The organism is Bradyrhizobium ottawaense (assembly GCF_002278135.3).
GTDB classification, from domain to species: domain Bacteria; phylum Pseudomonadota; class Alphaproteobacteria; order Rhizobiales; family Xanthobacteraceae; genus Bradyrhizobium; species Bradyrhizobium ottawaense.
This window is the reverse complement of the sequence record NZ_CP029425.2, coordinates 6,391,419-6,408,715: the sequence shown is the minus strand read 5'-3', so window position 1 is coordinate 6,408,715 and position 17,297 is coordinate 6,391,419. Positions and strand designations below refer to the sequence as shown.

At 66.3% G+C, this 17,297-nt stretch carries 13 protein-coding genes; 7 read left to right on the top strand and 6 right to left on the bottom strand.

The window, feature by feature from the left end:
- Positions 1–4: 4 nt before the first annotated feature.
- Together CIT37_RS30395 and nadA are read right to left on the bottom strand one after the other, a co-directional pair.
- Complete coding sequence (locus CIT37_RS30395) at positions 5–1,603, bottom strand: L-aspartate oxidase (protein ID WP_095426939.1); 1,599 nt, start codon at positions 1,601–1,603, stop codon at positions 5–7.
- 193 nt (positions 1,604–1,796) lie between these two features.
- Positions 1,797–2,903: a quinolinate synthase NadA gene (gene nadA, locus CIT37_RS30390; protein WP_095426940.1), complete on the bottom strand. Its 1,107-nt coding sequence runs from the start codon at positions 2,901–2,903 to the stop codon at positions 1,797–1,799.
- A 341-nt stretch (positions 2,904–3,244) separates the two neighbouring features.
- On the opposite strand from nadA, the gene CIT37_RS30385 reads away from it, so the two are divergent.
- From CIT37_RS30385 to CIT37_RS30355, 7 genes are all read left to right on the top strand, one after another.
- On the top strand, positions 3,245–4,498 hold the full coding sequence (locus CIT37_RS30385) for an MFS transporter (protein ID WP_028141647.1): 1,254 nt from the start codon (positions 3,245–3,247) through the stop codon (positions 4,496–4,498).
- Positions 4,499–4,539: 41 nt separating this feature from the next.
- Positions 4,540–5,526, top strand: coding sequence for an acrylyl-CoA reductase (NADPH) (acuI, locus tag CIT37_RS30380; protein ID WP_095426941.1), 987 nt, complete (start codon positions 4,540–4,542; stop codon positions 5,524–5,526).
- A gap of 113 nt (positions 5,527–5,639) precedes the next feature.
- Entirely contained in the window at positions 5,640–6,239 is a 600-nt protein-coding gene (locus CIT37_RS30375) for a hypothetical protein (RefSeq protein ID WP_028141645.1), read from the top strand.
- A 163-nt stretch (positions 6,240–6,402) separates the two neighbouring features.
- Positions 6,403–6,669 carry a DUF6894 family protein gene (locus CIT37_RS30370; RefSeq protein ID WP_028141644.1) on the top strand — a complete coding sequence of 89 codons (267 nt, stop codon included), beginning with the start codon at positions 6,403–6,405 and terminating at the stop codon, positions 6,667–6,669.
- A gap of 179 nt (positions 6,670–6,848) precedes the next feature.
- Positions 6,849–8,585 carry a methyl-accepting chemotaxis protein gene (locus tag CIT37_RS30365; protein ID WP_095426942.1) on the top strand — a complete coding sequence of 579 codons (1,737 nt, stop codon included), beginning with the start codon at positions 6,849–6,851 and terminating at the stop codon, positions 8,583–8,585.
- A 197-nt stretch (positions 8,586–8,782) separates the two neighbouring features.
- Entirely contained in the window at positions 8,783–10,753 is a 1,971-nt protein-coding gene (locus CIT37_RS30360) for a methyl-accepting chemotaxis protein (protein WP_095426943.1), read from the top strand.
- 255 nt (positions 10,754–11,008) lie between these two features.
- Positions 11,009–12,697, top strand: coding sequence for a methyl-accepting chemotaxis protein (locus CIT37_RS30355; RefSeq protein ID WP_028141641.1), 1,689 nt, complete (start codon positions 11,009–11,011; stop codon positions 12,695–12,697).
- A gap of 64 nt (positions 12,698–12,761) precedes the next feature.
- On the opposite strand, the gene CIT37_RS30350 is transcribed toward CIT37_RS30355, so the two are convergent.
- From CIT37_RS30350 to CIT37_RS30335, 4 genes are read right to left on the bottom strand one after another with little or no spacing between them, the layout of a single operon-like run.
- Positions 12,762–15,464 carry a DUF2339 domain-containing protein gene (locus tag CIT37_RS30350; RefSeq protein ID WP_095426944.1) on the bottom strand — a complete coding sequence of 901 codons (2,703 nt, stop codon included), beginning with the start codon at positions 15,462–15,464 and terminating at the stop codon, positions 12,762–12,764.
- Between the two features lie 50 nt (positions 15,465–15,514).
- Positions 15,515–16,483 (bottom strand): NUDIX hydrolase, encoded by a 969-nt coding sequence (locus tag CIT37_RS30345; protein ID WP_028141639.1) that lies wholly within the window; start codon positions 16,481–16,483, stop codon positions 15,515–15,517.
- Positions 16,480–16,665 (bottom strand): hypothetical protein, encoded by a 186-nt coding sequence (locus tag CIT37_RS30340; protein ID WP_095426945.1) that lies wholly within the window; start codon positions 16,663–16,665, stop codon positions 16,480–16,482. Before CIT37_RS30340 ends, CIT37_RS30345 begins: the two co-directional genes overlap by 4 nt.
- Entirely contained in the window at positions 16,662–17,168 is a 507-nt protein-coding gene (locus CIT37_RS30335; RefSeq protein WP_028141638.1) for a tyrosine phosphatase family protein, read from the bottom strand. Before CIT37_RS30335 ends, CIT37_RS30340 begins: the two co-directional genes overlap by 4 nt.
- Between the last annotated feature and the right edge of the window lie 129 nt (positions 17,169–17,297).

Here is a 17,297-nt window from a genome sequence, read left to right as displayed (position 1 = left end):
TCCTTCAGGCAATCATGGATTGCGCAACGGGCGGCAGGGAGCTCAGGCTTTCCGCGATCTCGCGCGCCGCCGTGAGCGTCGTCATCGTTCGCTGCGCCTGCGCAGGGACGTCAGCCGGATGGTCGGAGCGGAAATGCGCGCCGCGGCTCTCGCGGCGGCTCCACGCCGAGGCGGCAACGAGCAGGGCAGACGTCGCCATGTTGCGCAGCGCGATGCTCGTTGCCTCGCGTTCGAGCGCAGCGAAGTGGTGCACGGCCTCGGAGAGGCCGTCGCTCTCGCGGATCACGCCGACATGCGCGCTCATCATCGCGCGCAGCCGCTTCCCGGCCAGAGCATCCGGCGTGCCGCCGCGCGACGCGACCGGTGCGTCGGGGAGGCGGGCAGGCGCGGGGATCGAGCAGCCGGCGATGTCGTCGGCGATGCGCGCGGCGTAGACCACCGCCTCCAGCAGCGAATTCGAGGCGAGCCGGTTGGCGCCGTGCGCGCCGGTCGACGATACCTCGCCACCGGCCCAGAGTCCGTCGATCGAGCTGCGGCCGCGTCCGTCCACCGCGATGCCGCCCATGTGATAGTGCGCGGCCGGGGCAATCGGGATGATCTGCGTGGCCGGATCGATGCCGGCGGCGATGCAGCTCGCATGCACGGTCGGAAATTTGTCCGCAAAGCGCGCGCCCAGCGCCTGGCGCGCATCGAGGAAGGCGCCGCGCCCGGCCGCAATCTCGGCGAATACGCCGCGGGCCACGATGTCGCGCGGCGCGAGCTCCGCGAGCGGGTGGCGCGCAACCATGAAGCGTTCACCGGCGCCATTGACTAGCGTCGCGCCTTCGCCGCGCAACGCTTCGGTGGCGAGCGGTGCCGGATCGCGGCCGACCATGATGGCGGTTGGATGGAACTGCACGAATTCCGGATCGGCGATTACGGCACCGGCACGCGCGGCGATGGCGAGGCCGGAGCCGCTGGCTTCCATTGGATTGGTCGTGACGGCGTAGAGATGTCCGATGCCGCCGGTGGCAAGCACCACCGCGCGCGAGGCGAGCAGGAACGGATTTGCCTGGAAGTTGCCGGCCTCGCGCAATTGAAGACCGGCGACGGTGCCATCCTCAACCAACAGCGCCTCGGCGACGAACCCCTCGACCAGGCGGATCGAGGGCGTGCGGCCCACCGCTTCGCTCAAGGCCGCGATGATCGCGGCACCGGCACCATCGCCTCGCACATGCACGATGCGCCGGGCCGAATGTGCCGCTTCGCGTCCCACGGCGAGCCTGCCTTCGAGATCGCGATCGAAGGGGACGCCATAGCTCAAGAGATCGTGGATGCGCGGCGCGGCCTCGCGCGCGATCCCAAGTGCGACCACCTCGTCGACGAGGCCGCCGCCGACCGCGATGGTATCGGTGGCATGGGCTTCCGGCGTGTCGCCCTCGGCCACCGCCGCGGCGATGCCGCCTTGCGCCCATGCGGAGGATGCGCCCTGTCCGAGCGGCGCGGCCGAGATCAAGGTCACCGGCCGCGGCGCCAGCTTCAGGGCGCAGAACAGTCCGGCAAGGCCGCCGCCGACGATGACGATGTCGTCGGTGCGGGTGAGGTTGTGGATGGTGTTTGTCATAGTTCTTTCCTTTCACTCCACTGTCGTCCCCGCGAAGGCGGGGACCCGTACGCCGCAGCAGAAATTGTTGCGCGAAACTGCGTGTTGCCTTCCTTCGCAACCACATCTTCCTGTGGTTATGGGTCCCGGATCTGCGCTCCGCTCCGCTGCGCCTGTCCGGGACGACAGCGGTGGTTGCCGCTGCGGGTTGCCCTCAATTCTTCAGATTGATCATCCGCTCGACCGAGCGCCTTGCACGCAACGCCAGGGCGGGATCGATCGTCACCTCCTCGCGGAGCGTCAGCAGGCTGTCCAAAATGTTCGCGAGCGTGATGCGCTTCATGTGCGGGCAGAGATTGCAGGGGCGCAGCATCTCGACGTCGGGCAGCTCGGCGCGCACATTGTCGGCCATCGAGCATTCCGTGATCATCACCAGCCGCCGCGGCCGCTTTTCGCGCACCCAATTGATCATGTGCGCGGTCGAGCCGGTGAAGTCGGCTTCCGCCAGCACGTCCGGCGGGCACTCCGGATGCGCGATGATCTGCACGGACGGATCGGCCTCGCGAAAGGCGCGCAGCTCTTCGCCCTTGAAGCGCTCGTGCACCTCGCAGGCGCCTTTCCAGGCGATGATCTTCACGTCGGTCTTCGAGGCCACGTAAGTGGCGAGATAGCGATCGGGCAGGAAGATCACGCTTGGCGCGTTCAGGCTCTCGACCACCTGCACCGCGTTCGACGAGGTGCAGCAGATGTCGACCTCGGCCTTCACCTCTGCGGAGGTGTTGACGTAGGCGACGACAGGCACGCCCGGAAACTTTTCGCGGAGCAGGCGCACGTCGGCGCCAGTGATGCTGGCGGCCAGCGAGCAGCCGGCCCGCGAATCCGGGATCAGCACCGTCTTGTCGGGGTTGAGCAGTTTCGAGGTCTCCGCCATGAAGTGCACGCCGCACTGGACGATGACATTGGCCTCCACCTTGGTGGCTTCGACCGCGAGCTGGAGCGAGTCGCCGCCGATGTCGGCGACACAGTGGAAGATCTCCGGCGCCTGGTAGTTATGGGCGAGGATCACCGCGCCCCGCGCGCGCTTCAGCTCGTTGATCGCCTTGATCGTCGGCGCCATCAACGGCCACTCGATCGGAGGGATGACGTGCTTCACGCGCTCGTAGAGCGGGGCGGTGGCGTGTTCGACCTCCGCCGTCCATTCCAGCGAGGGCGTCGGCAGCGCGCGCGCTGTGGGCGCCGGTGCGGGGCGGGGAGAGGACGCGAGATGGCCCTGCGGCCGGTTGGCAAAATCGTCTGGACCGTAGATTGCAGTGATCGGCATCAAAGCCTCCCTGGCATGTCATTTGTACTCAATATGAGTATATGTAGGGCCTGAGTAATCCGGCCGAGGGGCCGGAGTGGGTTTCATCGAACCTCATATATGCTCAATATGAGTAAATCACAAATAGCACGCTCTGCCGAGGACGGCTAGGTCCTGACGCACACGATCTCGTCAGATCGTCGTCCGACGCGCCGGGCGAGGCCAGATTGAAACGCAATGCTCCCGCGGCAGCCCCTCGTGGAATGCAACCGTTTTTGATTTGGGATTTTCATGCAAATGCATTAAATGACGCGTTCGCGGCGCCTCTTTGCGAGTCCGCCAAATGACAGACAGGGAATACCATGTCGACATCAGTGGGCGAACTCGCTCCGGCCTCACGTTCCTCCAGCTGGCGTACCCCCGCCGTCATCATTCTGTGCGGCTGTGCGATCGGCATGCTCGGCTTCGGTCCGCGCTCGGCGCTCGGCTTCTTCGTGCAGCCGATGAGTCATGAATTCTCCTGGGGCCGCGACGTGTTTGGCCTCGCCATCGCCTTTCAGAACTTGCTGTGGGGACTGGGCCAGCCCATCGCCGGCGCGGTCGCCGATCGCTTCGGGCTGTTCCGGGTGATGTGCGTCGGCGCGCTGCTCTATGCCGGCGGCCTCCTGCTGATGCGCTATTCCTCGACGCCGCTGTCGCTCAACATCGGCGCCGGCGTCATGGTCGGTTTTGGTCTTGCCGGCTGCTCGTTCAATCTGGTGCTGTCGGCGTTCACCAAGCTGCTGCCCGCCGAGAAGCGCGGCCTCGCGCTCGGCGCCGGCACGGCGGCGGGCTCGTTCGGCCAGTTCCTGTTCGCGCCGATCGGCGTCGCGTTGATCGACAATTTCGGCTGGCAGCAGGCGCTCTCCGTGTTCGGCTTCCTGATGTTGCTGATCATCCCGCTGTCACTGGCGCTCTCGACGCCGCCGGCTGCAACTGCGGCCAGTGCGACGCCGGCGGATGAGCAGACCATCACCAGGGCGCTCGCCGAAGCCTTCGGTCACCGCTCCTATGTGCTGCTGGTGCTCGGCTTCTTCACCTGCGGATTCCAGCTCGCCTTCATCACCGTGCATCTGCCGGCCTTCCTGGTCGATCGCGGCATCTCGACGCAAACCGGAGGCTGGGTGATCGCGGCGATCGGCCTGTTCAACATCATCGGCTCGCTCAGCGTCGGCTATCTCCAGAACTCGCTGCCCAAGCGCTACATCCTCTCGGCCATCTACTTCACGCGTGCGCTCGCAACCCTCGCCTTCATCTCGTTCCCCATCACGCCGTTCTCGGCGATCGCTTTCGGTGCGGTCTCCGGCCTGACCTGGCTGTCCACGGTGCCCCCGACCTCGGCGCTGGTGGCGCTGATGTTCGGCACGCGCTGGCTTGCGACGCTGTATGGCTTTGCCTTCGTCAGCCATCAGGTCGGCGGCTTCCTCGGCGTGTGGCTCGGGGGCATCGTCTTCGAGCGCTTCGGTTCCTATACGCCGATCTGGTGGCTCTCGATCCTGTTCGGCGTGCTTTCCGCGCTGATCAACCTTCCGATCGTGGAGAAACCTGTCGTTCGGGCGGTTGCGCAGCCTGTGTGATCGGCTAAACATCCCCGACAAACAAGTCAGGGAGTTCAGTCGTGGCCACATTTAAGGCGATCCGGATCGACAAGGCGGACAAGGGCACCACCGCCGCGCTGACGCAGTTCGATGAAGCCGAGCTGATGGACGCCGACGTCAGCGTCCGCGTGGAATGGTCGACGCTGAACTACAAGGATGGCCTCGCGCTCACCGGCAAGGCGCCGGTGGTGCGCCGTTTCCCGATGATCGCCGGCATCGACTTCGCCGGCACGGTCGAGCAATCCTCGCATCCGCAATGGAAAGCCGGCGACAAGGTCGTCTGCACCGGCTGGGGCATGGGCGAGACCCATCTCGGCGCCTATGCCGAGAAGGCGCGGGTGAAGGGCGACTGGCTGGTGGCCTTGCCGCAAGGCCTGTCGGCACGCGATGCCATGGCGATCGGCACCGCCGGCTTCACTGCGATGCTCTCGGTGCTGGCACTGGAGAAGCACGGTCTCTCGCCGAAGAGCGGCCCTGTGGTGGTGACCGGCGCCGCCGGCGGCGTCGGCTCGGTCGCGATCGCCGTGCTCTCCAAGCTCGGCTACCATGTCATCGCTTCGACCGGCCGCGCCTCGGAGGCTGACTATCTGAAGCAGCTGGGAGCAGCCGAGATCATCGACCGCAACGAATTGTCGGCGCCGGCCAAGCCGATCGCAAAGGAGCGCTGGGCGGGTGGCGTCGACAGCGTCGGCTCGACCACACTGGCGAATCTGCTGTCGATGACGAAATACGGCGGGGCGATCGCGGCCTGCGGCTTGGCCGCCGGCCTGGACCTGCCGTCGTCTGTCGCACCTTTCATTTTGCGCGGGGTGTGCCTTCTCGGCATCGATTCCGTGATGTGCCCGATCGAGCCGCGGAAAGCCGCGTGGCAGCGCCTGGCGTCAGATCTGGATCGGACCAAACTAACTGAAATCACTCACGAAATTCCTCTTGATGAGGTGCCGGAGTGGGGCGCGAAAATCCTGGCGGGCCAGGTCCGCGGTCGCATCGTGGTAAAAATTGTCTAACGGCGTTCAGACTTTACCAACCAAGCTGCTTCAATGTCGCCATGGTTGGTATGGTAAGCAGCGGGTAAAGAGATAAGGCATCGCCCGCTGCGGGGGTTGGTTCGGAGTTGAGCATGCTTGCGCGTATTGTGTTGGGGGCTGTCACGGCGGCAGCAACGTTTGCGCCGGCCCTTGCCGGAAGCATGAACGCCGACGAGGCGCGTCGCTTCGTGGCGGGCAAGGTCTTTGCCTTCACCTGTTTCGACGGCACCCGCGGCGCGGGCCGCATCCTGGACGATCTCGGCGCCGCCGGCGCGGTGCAGTTCTCCGGCGCGGGCCCGGTCAAGCATCTCCGCCTGCCCGGCAATACGCTCCAGATCCGTGGCCAGAACGTCTGCGCCTCGATCAAGGGCATTCCGTTCGAGCCGTGTTTCAACCTGGAAAAGACCGACGATCGCAGCTTCCGCGGCTCGGTGTCGGGGATGGGCTTCGCCTATTGCGACTTCCATCACCAGGGTGGCAACCAGATGCTGATGGCGCGCGCTGCGGCGCGTCCGCGCTCGCTGCACAGGACAGAGCACACCGGTTCCGTCAGCGCGACCAACACCGAAGTCGCCGCGCGCGTCGAGACGCCGCGTGTCGAGAGCAGCCGGCTCGAGCCGGTGAAGTCGGAGATCAAGTCGGAGCCCGCCAGGAACGAGGGCCCGCTGGAGCTGCGCCGTTCCACCCAGTGAGAGGGCTGCGCGGTCGGTTCCGCGCACTTTGTCGTTGAAGACGTCCATCGAACGCCGAGCCGCCGCGCCGTAGTCATACGGACGGCGGCTTTCATGCGTTGGTAGCTGTTCGCGCCCCAGTTTGCGGTCGGCCGGGGGCGCGGCCCGATAAAAGGGTTCAACGATGTCGCTGTACTTTTTCCGCATCAGCACCGGTCGCTATTCCGGCGCCGCCGACCAGCCGTACGAGTTCGAGGATCGCACTGCCGCCTGGACCGAGATGACCGAGGTCTGCGCCAATCTGCTCGGCGGCATCGCGCGCGGCCTGAAGCCGAACGCCGAGTGGTGCATGGAGCTGCTCGACGAGGACAAGAAGCCGGTCTTTCGCATCAGCCTCGTCGGCGAGAGCGTAACGCAGCAGAGCGGGGCTCCTATCACTGCGTGTGATTAACCTGTTAAGCGCGCATACCGTGCTGAAATTCAAGGGATTTTCCTACCGATTCAGTAGTTGCCCGGAGGTCGCGTTAACCAAATTGGAATGGCGAACGCATACTTTTCGGACAAGGGCGGTCAACGCCGAGGGCGGCTGGCAATGACTCGGCCGCGCATTCCCTAGGGGGAAGCAAGCCCATGTTGAGCCTCGTTCAGAATTTGCGGATTGGGACCAAGCTGGCGATCTCATCGGCGCTCGGCATCCTCCTGGTCCTCGCGATGATCGCGGGTCAGGTGATCGGAAACGGCAACGTGCGCCGGTCCAGCCAGACGGCGTCCGAGCAGCAGGAGCTGGCGCGCGAGGCAGTCGAATCCAAGCTCGCGGCGCGCGCCATGCAGCTCGCCGCACGCGACATCCGCCTCGCCAATAATTCAGATGAACTGCAGAAGGCGCGCGACGCGCTGGTCGAACGCGCCGGTCATTTGGTGAAGGTTGCCGACGCAATGCTCACGCTCTCGCACGTGCCGGAAAACCGCGCGAGGATAGAGAAGCTCAAGGTCCTCACGGCGAACTATCTCAAGGGAGCTCAGCAGCTCGCATCCGTGCGCGGTGCCGCCCTGGCTCTCACGGGCGAGGATGCCGCTGCTCGCCTCGCCAAGCTCGTCGATGAGGGGACGCGTCTCGCCCGCGAGGTCACGTTGCCGATCGCAGGCGAGATGGACCAGGCAGCCAATCAGATTGCCGACGTCGCCAGGCACAGAAGCGAAGAGGAGGTTGCGGCCTCCGCGCGGGAGATGGCGTCCAGCGAGCATATCGCAATGGTCATTGGCGTTTTCACGGCGCTCGTCCTCCTCTGCTCCTGGCTGATGTCGTTCCTGACCATCGCACGGCCGATCCGCGCGCTCACGGTGGCCATGGACAAGCTCGCCGGCGGCGACTTTTCCGTGGTGCTGCCCGGTCTCGGCCGCAAGGACGAGGTCGGTGGTGTCGCGGCGGCTGTCGAGAAGTTCAAGATCGTGTCCGAACAGAAGGCGCGCGAGGAGGCCGAGGCCAAGATCAGGCAGGATCAGGCTGCAGCCGCGCAACGCAAGGCCGAGATGTCCAAGCTGGCCGATGGCTTCGAGGCGGCGATCGGCGAGATCGTCGACACCGTGTCATCGGCCGCGACTGAACTGGAAGCGTCTGCGTCGACGCTCACGTCGACTGCGGCGCGCGGACAGGAGCTCACCACCATGGTTGCTGCCGCCTCCGAAGAGGCGTCCACCAACGTGCAGTCGGTGGCGTCGGCGACCGAGGAGCTGTCGTCGTCGATCACGGAGATCAGCCGCCAGGTGCAGGAATCCGCGCGCGTCGCAAGCGAAGCGGTCAGCCAGGCCCGCACCACGACCGACCGCGTCGGCGAATTGTCGAAGGCGGCGGCGCGGATCGGCGACGTGGTCGAGCTGATCAACACCATCGCCGGCCAGACCAATCTCCTGGCGCTCAATGCGACCATCGAGGCCGCGCGCGCCGGCGAGGCGGGTCGCGGCTTTGCCGTTGTCGCCTCCGAGGTCAAGGCGCTCGCCGAGCAGACCGCGAAGGCGACCGGCGAGATCGGCCAGCAGATCGCCAGCATCCAGACCGCGACCGAGCATTCGGTCGGCGCCATCAGGGACATCAGCGACACCATCGAGAAACTGTCGGAGATTTCCTCGACCATCGCGGCTGCCGTCGAAGAGCAGGGCGCGGCGACGCAGGAGATTTCCCGCAACGTGCAGCAGGCGGCGGAGGGCACCCATCAGGTGTCGTCCAACATCACCGACGTGCAGCACGGCGCGAGCGAGACCGGCTCGGCGTCCTCGCAGGTGCTGGCGGCGGCGCAATCGCTGTCCGGCGACAGCAACCGCCTCAAGCTCGAGGTCGGCAAGTTTCTCGGCACCGTGCGCGCGGCCTGACGGTGGCGTCTTTCGGCAGGTCCTGCTTGCAACCATCACGCGTGAATGCGTGGCGGTTGCTCGCGCGCGTATCTCGACGCCGCGACCGATGCGCGCAGGGTTAACCTTCCGGAAAAGCGGCGCAGTCATGATGCCCGCAATATTTGGGGCGCTGAGTCGCCTTTCGCGTATTGCGTCTCAATCGTTGGAGCACTTTCATGAGCGGCATTTCCATTCGCCTCACTCACAAGGTCATGGCGATCGGACTGTTCGGCCTCATTGGGCTCGTCGCCTTCGGCACGATCTACCAGATTGGCAGCCTCTCTCAGGACACGTCCCGCGACGCTGCTGAAGACGCGCGCCGGCTGTCCGATCTGAACCAGCGGATCTCGCAGCAATTGCTCGAAGCGCGCCGGGCCGAGAAGGATTTCCAGCTCCGCCGCGATCAATCCTATGCGAAGCGTCACGCCGAACTTGCTTCCGACATTACCCGAAATCTTGATCGCCTCGGCAGCGCGGCGCGTGCGGCAGGGTACGCGGCGGTCGGAGAAAAGGCGTCACTGGTCCGCACCGGATTCGAGAGATACGCGAGCGAATTCGCGGCCGTCGAGCAGGCCGAGGTCAGGCTTGGATTGAACGAAACCCTCGGGCTGTCAGGCTCGTTGCGCACGGCGGTGCACGGCATCGAGACCAAGCTCAAGGAGGTCGACGATCCCAGGCTCACCAGCGGCATGCTGACGATGCGTCGTCACGAGAAAGACTTCATGTTGCGCCGCGACCCGAAATATCTCGACGCCCTGAAGAAGACGGCGACGGAATTCTCCGGGCAAGTCGAGGCTTCGGCGATCCCGCCGGCCGTCAAGGCCGATATCGGCAAGAAGCTCTCCAAATACCAGGACGACTTCGTGGCGTGGGCAGCCGGCGCGCAGGATCTGACCGCGCACGGCTCGGCAATGTCCAAGGAGTTCCGCACCATCGAGCCCGTCCTCGACGAGATCGAAAAGACCGTCAGTCAGCAATACGACGCTGCGCGGGCCGCCGAAGAGTCAATGCGGGCCTCGATCAAGCTCTGGATGTGGGTCGCACTCGGATGCTCCATCCTGCTGGTGGGGAGCGTGTCCTTCTTCACCGGCCGCTCGATCTCGACAGCGCTGATCGCCATGGTTCGCGCGATGACCGGTTTGGCGAAGGGCGACATGTCAGTCGCAATCCCCGGCGTTGGCCGCAAGGACGAGATCGGTGAGATGGCTGGTGCCGTCGAGGTGTTCAGGAGCAACATGGCCGAGGCCGACCGGCTGCGCGCCGAGCAGGCCGAAGCGGACGCGCGTCGGCGCGAGCAGCGCAAATTCGACATGCAACGGCTCGCCGATACGTTCGAAGGCGCGGTCGGCGAGATCATCGAGACGGTATCGTCGGCGGCCACCGAGCTCGAAGCGTCGTCGAATACGCTGACCCACGCCGCCGAGCGCGGCAACAGCCTCGCCACCGCCGTGGCAGCGGCTTCGGAGGAGGCGTCCGCCAACGTGCAGTCGGTGTCGTCTGCAAGTGAAGAGCTGACCTCCTCAGTGTCCGAGATCAGCCGCCAGGTGCAGGAATCGGCGCGTGTCGCCGACGTCGCCGTCGGGCAGGCCCAGCGCACCAATGCGCGCGTCGCCGAGCTGACCAAGGCCGCTTCCCGCATCGGCGACGTCGTCGAGCTGATCAACACCATCGCCGCGCAGACCAACCTCCTGGCACTCAACGCGACGATCGAAGCGGCGCGGGCGGGCGAAGCCGGCAAGGGCTTTGCGGTGGTCGCGACCGAAGTGAAGGCGCTTGCGGAGCAGACCGCGAAAGCCACCGGCGAAATCGGTCAGCACATCGGCGCGATCCAGTCCGCGACAGACGAATCCGTCGGCGCGATCAAGGAGATCGGCGACACCATCGCGCGGATGTCGGAGATCTCGTCGACCATCGCTGCTGCAGTGGAGGAACAGGGGGCCGCCACGCAGGAGATCTCCCGCAACATCCAGCACGCCGCGCAAGGAACTTCCGCGGTTTCGTCGAACATCGCCGACGTCCAGCGCGGCTCCGGCGAGACCGGGGCTGCCTCGGCGCAGGTGCACTCGGCCGCGCAGTCGCTGTCGCAGGAGAGCAACCGGCTCAAGAGCGAGGTCGCGCGTTTCCTGGAATCGGTGCGGGCGGCCTGAGGCGGCCGCCGCCCGGTGAATGTGGCGGCGCGTCGTGTTCGCGTCGCAGCACGGCTGCGGAGAAAATAGCGTCCGAAGAGGCCGACCCGTAGTTTTACGTAGGCTCCTGTTAACGCCTGCTTGCAATTATGGGGCGCAATCTTACGGGATAAGAACCAGCCAGCATTGTTGAACTGACCTCCGCCCGGTCGTCCGCCGTGACGCCTGCGGCGCGGGTGACGTGCGTGCTGCCAGGATATCATCGGGATTTGTGTGATGTCGAAGTTGTCGATCGTCTTCAAGCTTCTGGCCGTGTTATCGGTCCTCGTGCTGTCACTCGCCGGCGTCGGCGTGACGGCGATCGGCACCATGCAGAACATCAATGCTCATACCGTCGAGATCGCGGAGAGCTGGCTGCCGAGCGTGCGTGCGCTCGGCTCAATGCGCGCCGACATCAACGAGCTGCGCGTCGCGCTGCGTCTGCACCTGATGCAGGACACCGCCGAAGGCAAGGAAGCCGCCGAGAAGCGCCTCGGCTCGTTGCGTGAGCGCATCGAGAAGACGCGCAAGGTCTACGAGCCGCTGATCACGGCCGCCGAAGAGCGCGCGCTCTATGAGCAATGGAGCAAGGCGTGGGGCGAATATCTGAACGGCGTGCAGGAGACCATGGCGCTGTCGCGCAAGAGCGTCGGCCGCTTCCCGACCGACGCCAACGAGATGTTGCAGACCAAGGTCGCCAAGATGGCTCAGGCCGCCGATCCCCTGCTTCAGAAGGGCATCGAGCTCAATAACCAGGGCGCCGAGCTGGAGACCAAGCAGGCGGCCGACAGTTACGCCACGATCTTCCGCGTCCTGGTCGGCATCATCGTGCTCTCGGTCGTGATCGCGATCGGCGCAGCCTATTATCTCGTGCGCGACGTCTCTCGCGGCATCGCCTCGATCATTCGTCCGATGCAGTCGCTCGGCGAAGGAGACCTCTCGGCCGAAGTGCCGCATCGCGGCGAGAAGACCGAGATCGGCTCGATGGCGGATGCGCTTCAGATCTTCAAGGAGGCACTGATCGCCAAGAAGGCCGCCGATGAGGCGGCTGCTCGCGACGCCGAGGCCAAAATCGAACGCGGCCGCCGCGTCGATGCCATCACGCGCAATTTCGAGGCCATGATCGGCGAGGTCGTCGAGACCGTGTCGTCGGCCTCGACCGAGCTCGAGGCCTCCGCGGCCACGTTGAGCGGCACGGCGCAGCGCGGCCAGGAACTCGCAACCGTCGTTGCGGCAGCATCCGAGGAAGCCTCCACCAACGTCCAGGCGGTGGCGTCCGCCTCGGAAGAGCTGTCGTCCTCGATCACCGAGATCAGCCGCCGCGTGCAGGATTCGGCACGGATGGCCGCGGAAGCCGTCGAGCAGGCGGCGCGGACCAACGATCGCGTCAACGCGCTGTCGCAGGCGGCCTCCCGCATCGGCGACGTCGTCGAGCTCATCAACACCATCGCCGGCCAGACCAACCTCCTGGCGCTCAATGCGACCATCGAAGCGGCGCGCGCAGGCGAAGCCGGTCGCGGCTTTGCCGTCGTCGCCTCCGAGGTCAAGGCGTTGGCCGAGCAGACCGCGAAGGCCACCGGCGAGATCGGGGCGCAGGTTTCCGGCATCCAGTCGGCCACACAGGAATCCGTCAGCGCCATCCAGGAGATCGGCGGCACCATCGAGCGGTTGTCCGAGGTGTCCTCGGCCATCGCCGCCGCCGTCGAGGAGCAGGGCGCCGCGACGCAAGAGATTTCGCGCAACGTCCAGCAGGCCGCGCTCGGCACGCAGGAAGTCTCGTCCAACATCACCGACGTGCAGCGCGGCGCGATCGACACCGGCTCGGCCTCGGGCGAAGTGCTCTCGGCGGCGAAATCGCTGGCGACCGACAGCACCCGCCTGAAGGTCGAGGTCGCGCAGTTCCTGGAATCGGTCCGCGCGGCCTGATCTTCAGGAGCATGATCCGGAAAAGTGTGAAAGCGGTTTTCCGAAGAGATCTTGCTCAAATAATTCAGCTGGTCGCCTGCGGAGCCGGCGGCGGTGCGACCTGCCGCCGGAACAGGATGCGCTGGTAGAGCCAGCCGATTGCGACCAGCACGACGCCGAGGCACATGAACGACAGCGCGCGGTAGACGCCTGTCAGCGTCGACATGTCGATGACGAAGGCCTTCAGGATCGTCAGTGCGATGACGGCAGCCGAGGCCAGCCGTGCACGCTCCGAGTTGACGAGAATGCCGACGCCCAGCAACAGCACGCCGAAGGCGAGCCAGCCGATCGAATAAGTGTATTGCTCGGCGCCCGTCGTCCCGCCGGTGGAGAGGATCGGGCCGTGATAGAAGCGGCGGATCTCCAGCGTGACATAGGCGAGCGCGAACACGAGCGCGCCACCGGCGATGGTGTTGGCGTAGACTTTGCCACGCTCGCCGACCACCGCATAGGACAGCAGCAGCATCAGCACCGCCGGCAGCGCATAGCCGAGCAGCAGCAGATTGAACACGGCGCCGCCGACGTCGATGCGCCAGATCAGCGGGTTCTCCAGGATCAAGAGGCCGAAAACGCTGATGAGCCCGCCGATCGCCGTCAGCACGACCGCGCCGACATTGTGCACGATGCTGCGGCTGCGCAGCCGCAAGCGCTCCAGCCCGATCGCCATCGCGAGCGTGACGCAGACTTGCAGCGCGAATTCGAGCAGCGACGGCGGCGAGGTCATCCGGCCATTGGTCGCAAAGTGCCGGATCTCCATGAAGGCGAGCAGCGCGGTGAAGAGGATCGCCGCGGTCTCGACCATGCGCAGCGGCGCATCGTCGGCGCGGCGGCGCAGGAAGATGCTCGCGGCCCAGAACGAGGCCGCCGGCAGGCCATAGCCCCAGAGCAGCCAGTTGAAAATCGGCGTGGTCCCGACGGCGTCGCCGACGATGCGCGGATCATAGCCGATGCGCGCGGTGACGATGCCGGCGAAGATGGCGGCGAGCCAGCGCAGGAACGGGATCGGCCGCTGCATCGAGATCCAGGCGGTGCCGAGCGACATCAGCGCCAGCGCGATCGTCAGCCAGCCCTTCTCCAGCGCGAAGGTCAGCGCCAGCGCCAGCGCTCCGAGCGTGCCGGTCGCGAACAGGGCCGTGGAGACGGCGACGCCCGGCCGGGTTTCGCGGCGCGTGAGCGCTTCGGTCGCAGCACCAAAGGCGGCTGCGAGCAGCACCGCGAGGATCGCGAACGGGATCGAGCGGTCGAGATGGGCGATGCGGGCGTAGAGCGCGATGAGGATCGCGATCGGCGTGGCGACGGCTGCGGCCGACCACACCACGGGAATGATTGCCGAGTTCGAGCGGCCCTGCGCGAGGAAGCCGGCAACGCCGAAGCCGATGGCGAAGATCGCGGCCATCACCAGATGCAGCGTTACGGAGCTGTCGATCGCGGTCGGCCCGATACCGGACATCGCGCCGCCCGGCAGCACCAGCATGTCGGGATTGGCGCGCACCGCCCATTCGGCGAATACGATGAAGACGGTCGCTGCCGCCGCGCCGAGCGCGCCGGTGGCCGCCGGCGCACGCCAGGCGACGAGAAGCGTCGCGCCAACGAGAAGCGTGAACGCGATCAGGGCCAGATCCGCATGTACGCTCGACAGCACGATCAGCATGGCGCCGAACAGGTAGGCGCCGAGCGAGCTCGACGAGACCGGCTCGATCTCGCCGTCCTCGATGCTGGGGCCGAACATGAAGCCGCAGACGACGAGCAGCGCGGCGAGCACGAAGCCTGCGATGACGTGGAAGGCGTGCGGCGCGACTTGCAACTCTTCGCTATCCAGACCCGGGAAGATCCAGAGCACGGCAAAGGCGATCGTCGTGACCGCGAGCCAGCGCCACAGCCGGATGCGCGCGAGGCCGAAGCTCGCGGCGGTGACGATGGCGAGATAGATGTAGAGCGCCCAGTAGTCCGGCTTGCCGCTGGAGACGAGGAGCGGCGTCACGAAGGCGCCGACCACGCCGAGGCCGGCCAGCGCCGGCCCATGCAGCAGCGCCGCGGCGAGCGTGCACATGGCCACGATGCCGAGCAGCACGAAGGCGGTCGCGGGCACGAGGAAGCCGTAGAGCGCATAGGCGGCATAGATGGTCGCGAACGCCACCGCCGTACCCGCGGCGGTGAGAATCGCCGGGATGTTGGCGATCGGCAGCGCCTGGATGTTGGAAATGCTCTCCTTGCGCCGCGACCACTCGCCGGCCCCGAGCAGCGCAGCTGCGAACAGGCCACCCAGGAACACGCGCACGCCGGGGCCGAGCAGGCCGGCCTCGATCGAATAGCGCACCATGAAGAAGCCGCCGAGCGCGAGCGCAAGGCCGCCGATCCACACCACCCAGCGGGTGCCGAGCTGCTCCTCGAAGCCGGGCGCAGCGGCCGGCACGGGAGGTGGTGCGGCAGCCGCAGGGCCCGCTTCGAGCGGCGGCGGTGAAAGCTCTTCGGTGACGAGTGGAGGCGGTGCCGCTTCGGCTTCGGGTGCAAGCGGCGGCGGCTCGGCGGCCGTCGTCGCGGGCGCAGGCGCTGGCTCCTGCACCGGCATGAGCGGCGGCGGCTGCACCTGCCGCTGCGCGTAGAACATCTCCTCGAGCGAATTCAGTCGCCGGCGCAGCTCGGCCGCCTGGCTGGAGGCCTTGATCGCGATCAGGAAGGCGGCGATCGCAATGATCCACGCAAAGACGTCAAACGGGCCGTCGAACATAAAGCCTCCAGGCGACCGGCGGGCAGGGGCCGGTCACGTAGTATGTCGGGTTAGCGCCGGGAGCGCACGCGCAAGCCCGGCGCGGGCCGCTCCTGGAGCACGTCGCGCCGGAAGCGATAGAGTGCCGCCGGCCGTCCGCCCGTCTGTGTCGACATCACCCCGGTCGGTTCGACCAGGGCTTCCATTTCGACCAGGCGGCGGAAATTCTGCTTGTGCAGGTGCCGGCCGGAGATTGCCTCGACCGTATGCTGCAGTTCGGTAAGTGTGAATTCGGGCGGCAAAAGTTCAAAGACGACAGGACGATACTTCAGTTTTGCACGCAGCCGCGCGATCGCCGTGGCGAGAATCCGGCGGTGATCGAACTGCATCGAGGTCCCGAGCGGGGGAAGCGTCTTGCGCGCTAATGCCGCAGGGCGGCCGTCGCGCCGCGCCTCCTCGACCAGCCCGGCCTCATACAACAGCTCGTAGCGGTCGAGCACGCGCTCCTCGTCCCAGGCCGCCCCGTCGAGGCCGAAATAGAACCGCACGCGATCCTTGCGCGGGAGTGCGCGCGTCGTGTCCGGGGTCTCCTCCGCCGCCCATTCGGTCAGCGCCGGAATGATGTCGCGGGCGATGATTGCGGGCGGCTCCTCGCGCCGGTCTTCCCAGGGAAAGAAGCGATACCATGGCGCGAAGCTCGCCGCATTGGCTGCAAGCTCGCCGTCCACCGCGCGCGTCAAGGCGAGATAGCCGATCGACACCATATGCGCGCCGGTGTCGCTGGCCTCGGCATGGCGGCCGCGATCGCCGAATGTGTAGAGCTGCTCGACATAGCCGAGCCGCAAGCCCGCCTGTTCCTCGACCCAGGCGCGCAGGCCGATGTCGAAGGTGCGATGCGCGAGCGCGTCGAACGGGCCGAACGGCAGACCGGCAAGCCCGTCACTGCCGCGCGCGGTGAGGATGAGGGGCTCATGCCCCTCGATCGCGACGATCGCCGCGGTCAGGCCGATCTCGATCGGCGTGAGGAGCGTGTCGCTCATGCGATGATGATCGAGGAAGTTGCCACAAACTCGTCATGCCCGGGCTTGTCCCGGGCATCCACGTTCTTCGTGTCGCGAGAAAGTTCGTGGATGGCAGGGACAAGCTCGGCCATGACGACGTGGATGCGCCTGCGCATCAAAGTGAGCGCGGCGTTGCGGCTGCTATCCGACTCTCGCCTCATTCGAGCTCGATCACGAAGGGACGGCCTTCGACCATCATCGCGCCCGGGCCGATCTCGTCGAGCGCGCGCAGCATGCGGCCGTTGCGTCCCAGGGCGCGGTCGGCAAGGCCGACGATGCGCCGGTTCGGCGAGGCGATCGGCGAGGCCGCGCGGATCTTCCTGGCGATCTCGAGCTCGTCGCGGTTCGGATTGAGCGCGCAGACCGCCGCGAACGCGCTCGCGGTGGAGCGGCTGATGCCGGCATAGCAATGCACCACCAGCGGCGCGCTACGGTCCCAGCCGCGCACGAAGTTCAGCACCTGATCGATATGGGTCTCGGACGGTGCGGTAAAACCATCCATCTCCTCGGTGATGTCGTCCATCGACACCTTGAGATGGTTGGCGGGCAGCACGGACACCGGCCGCGCCACCTGCTCGACATTGGCCATCACGGTCAGCACGTGGCTGGCCCTGGTGAGGCGGACGGTTTCGGGAAGCGCGGCGAGGGAGCAGACGTGGATCATGGCGGACCTTTTTGCCGCGATTATAGCCGGTGCCGTAGGGTGGGCAAAGCGACATGTCCGCCGTAGCTCGAAGAGCGAAGGCGCAAGCATGCCCACCACCTTTGTCGCAAACGCGAAAGGACGTGGGCA

Excerpts from the sequence above, each read along its gene's own strand:
- CIT37_RS30395 (WP_095426939.1), bottom strand. The coding sequence starts at position 1,603 with ATGACAAACACCATCCACAACCTCACCCGCACCGACGACATCGTCATC.
- nadA (WP_095426940.1), bottom strand. The coding sequence starts at position 2,903 with ATGCCGATCACTGCAATCTACGGTCCAGACGATTTTGCCAACCGGCCG.
- CIT37_RS30385 (WP_028141647.1), top strand. The coding sequence starts at position 3,245 with ATGTCGACATCAGTGGGCGAACTCGCTCCGGCCTCACGTTCCTCCAGC.
- CIT37_RS30375 (WP_028141645.1), top strand. The coding sequence starts at position 5,640 with ATGCTTGCGCGTATTGTGTTGGGGGCTGTCACGGCGGCAGCAACGTTT.
- CIT37_RS30370 (WP_028141644.1), top strand. The coding sequence starts at position 6,403 with ATGTCGCTGTACTTTTTCCGCATCAGCACCGGTCGCTATTCCGGCGCC.
- CIT37_RS30365 (WP_095426942.1), top strand. The coding sequence starts at position 6,849 with ATGTTGAGCCTCGTTCAGAATTTGCGGATTGGGACCAAGCTGGCGATC.
- CIT37_RS30360 (WP_095426943.1), top strand. The coding sequence starts at position 8,783 with ATGAGCGGCATTTCCATTCGCCTCACTCACAAGGTCATGGCGATCGGA.
- CIT37_RS30355 (WP_028141641.1), top strand. The coding sequence starts at position 11,009 with ATGTCGAAGTTGTCGATCGTCTTCAAGCTTCTGGCCGTGTTATCGGTC.
- CIT37_RS30350 (WP_095426944.1), bottom strand. The coding sequence starts at position 15,464 with ATGTTCGACGGCCCGTTTGACGTCTTTGCGTGGATCATTGCGATCGCC.
- CIT37_RS30345 (WP_028141639.1), bottom strand. The coding sequence starts at position 16,483 with ATGAGCGACACGCTCCTCACGCCGATCGAGATCGGCCTGACCGCGGCG.
- CIT37_RS30340 (WP_095426945.1), bottom strand. The coding sequence starts at position 16,665 with ATGAGGCGAGAGTCGGATAGCAGCCGCAACGCCGCGCTCACTTTGATG.
- CIT37_RS30335 (WP_028141638.1), bottom strand. The coding sequence starts at position 17,168 with ATGATCCACGTCTGCTCCCTCGCCGCGCTTCCCGAAACCGTCCGCCTC.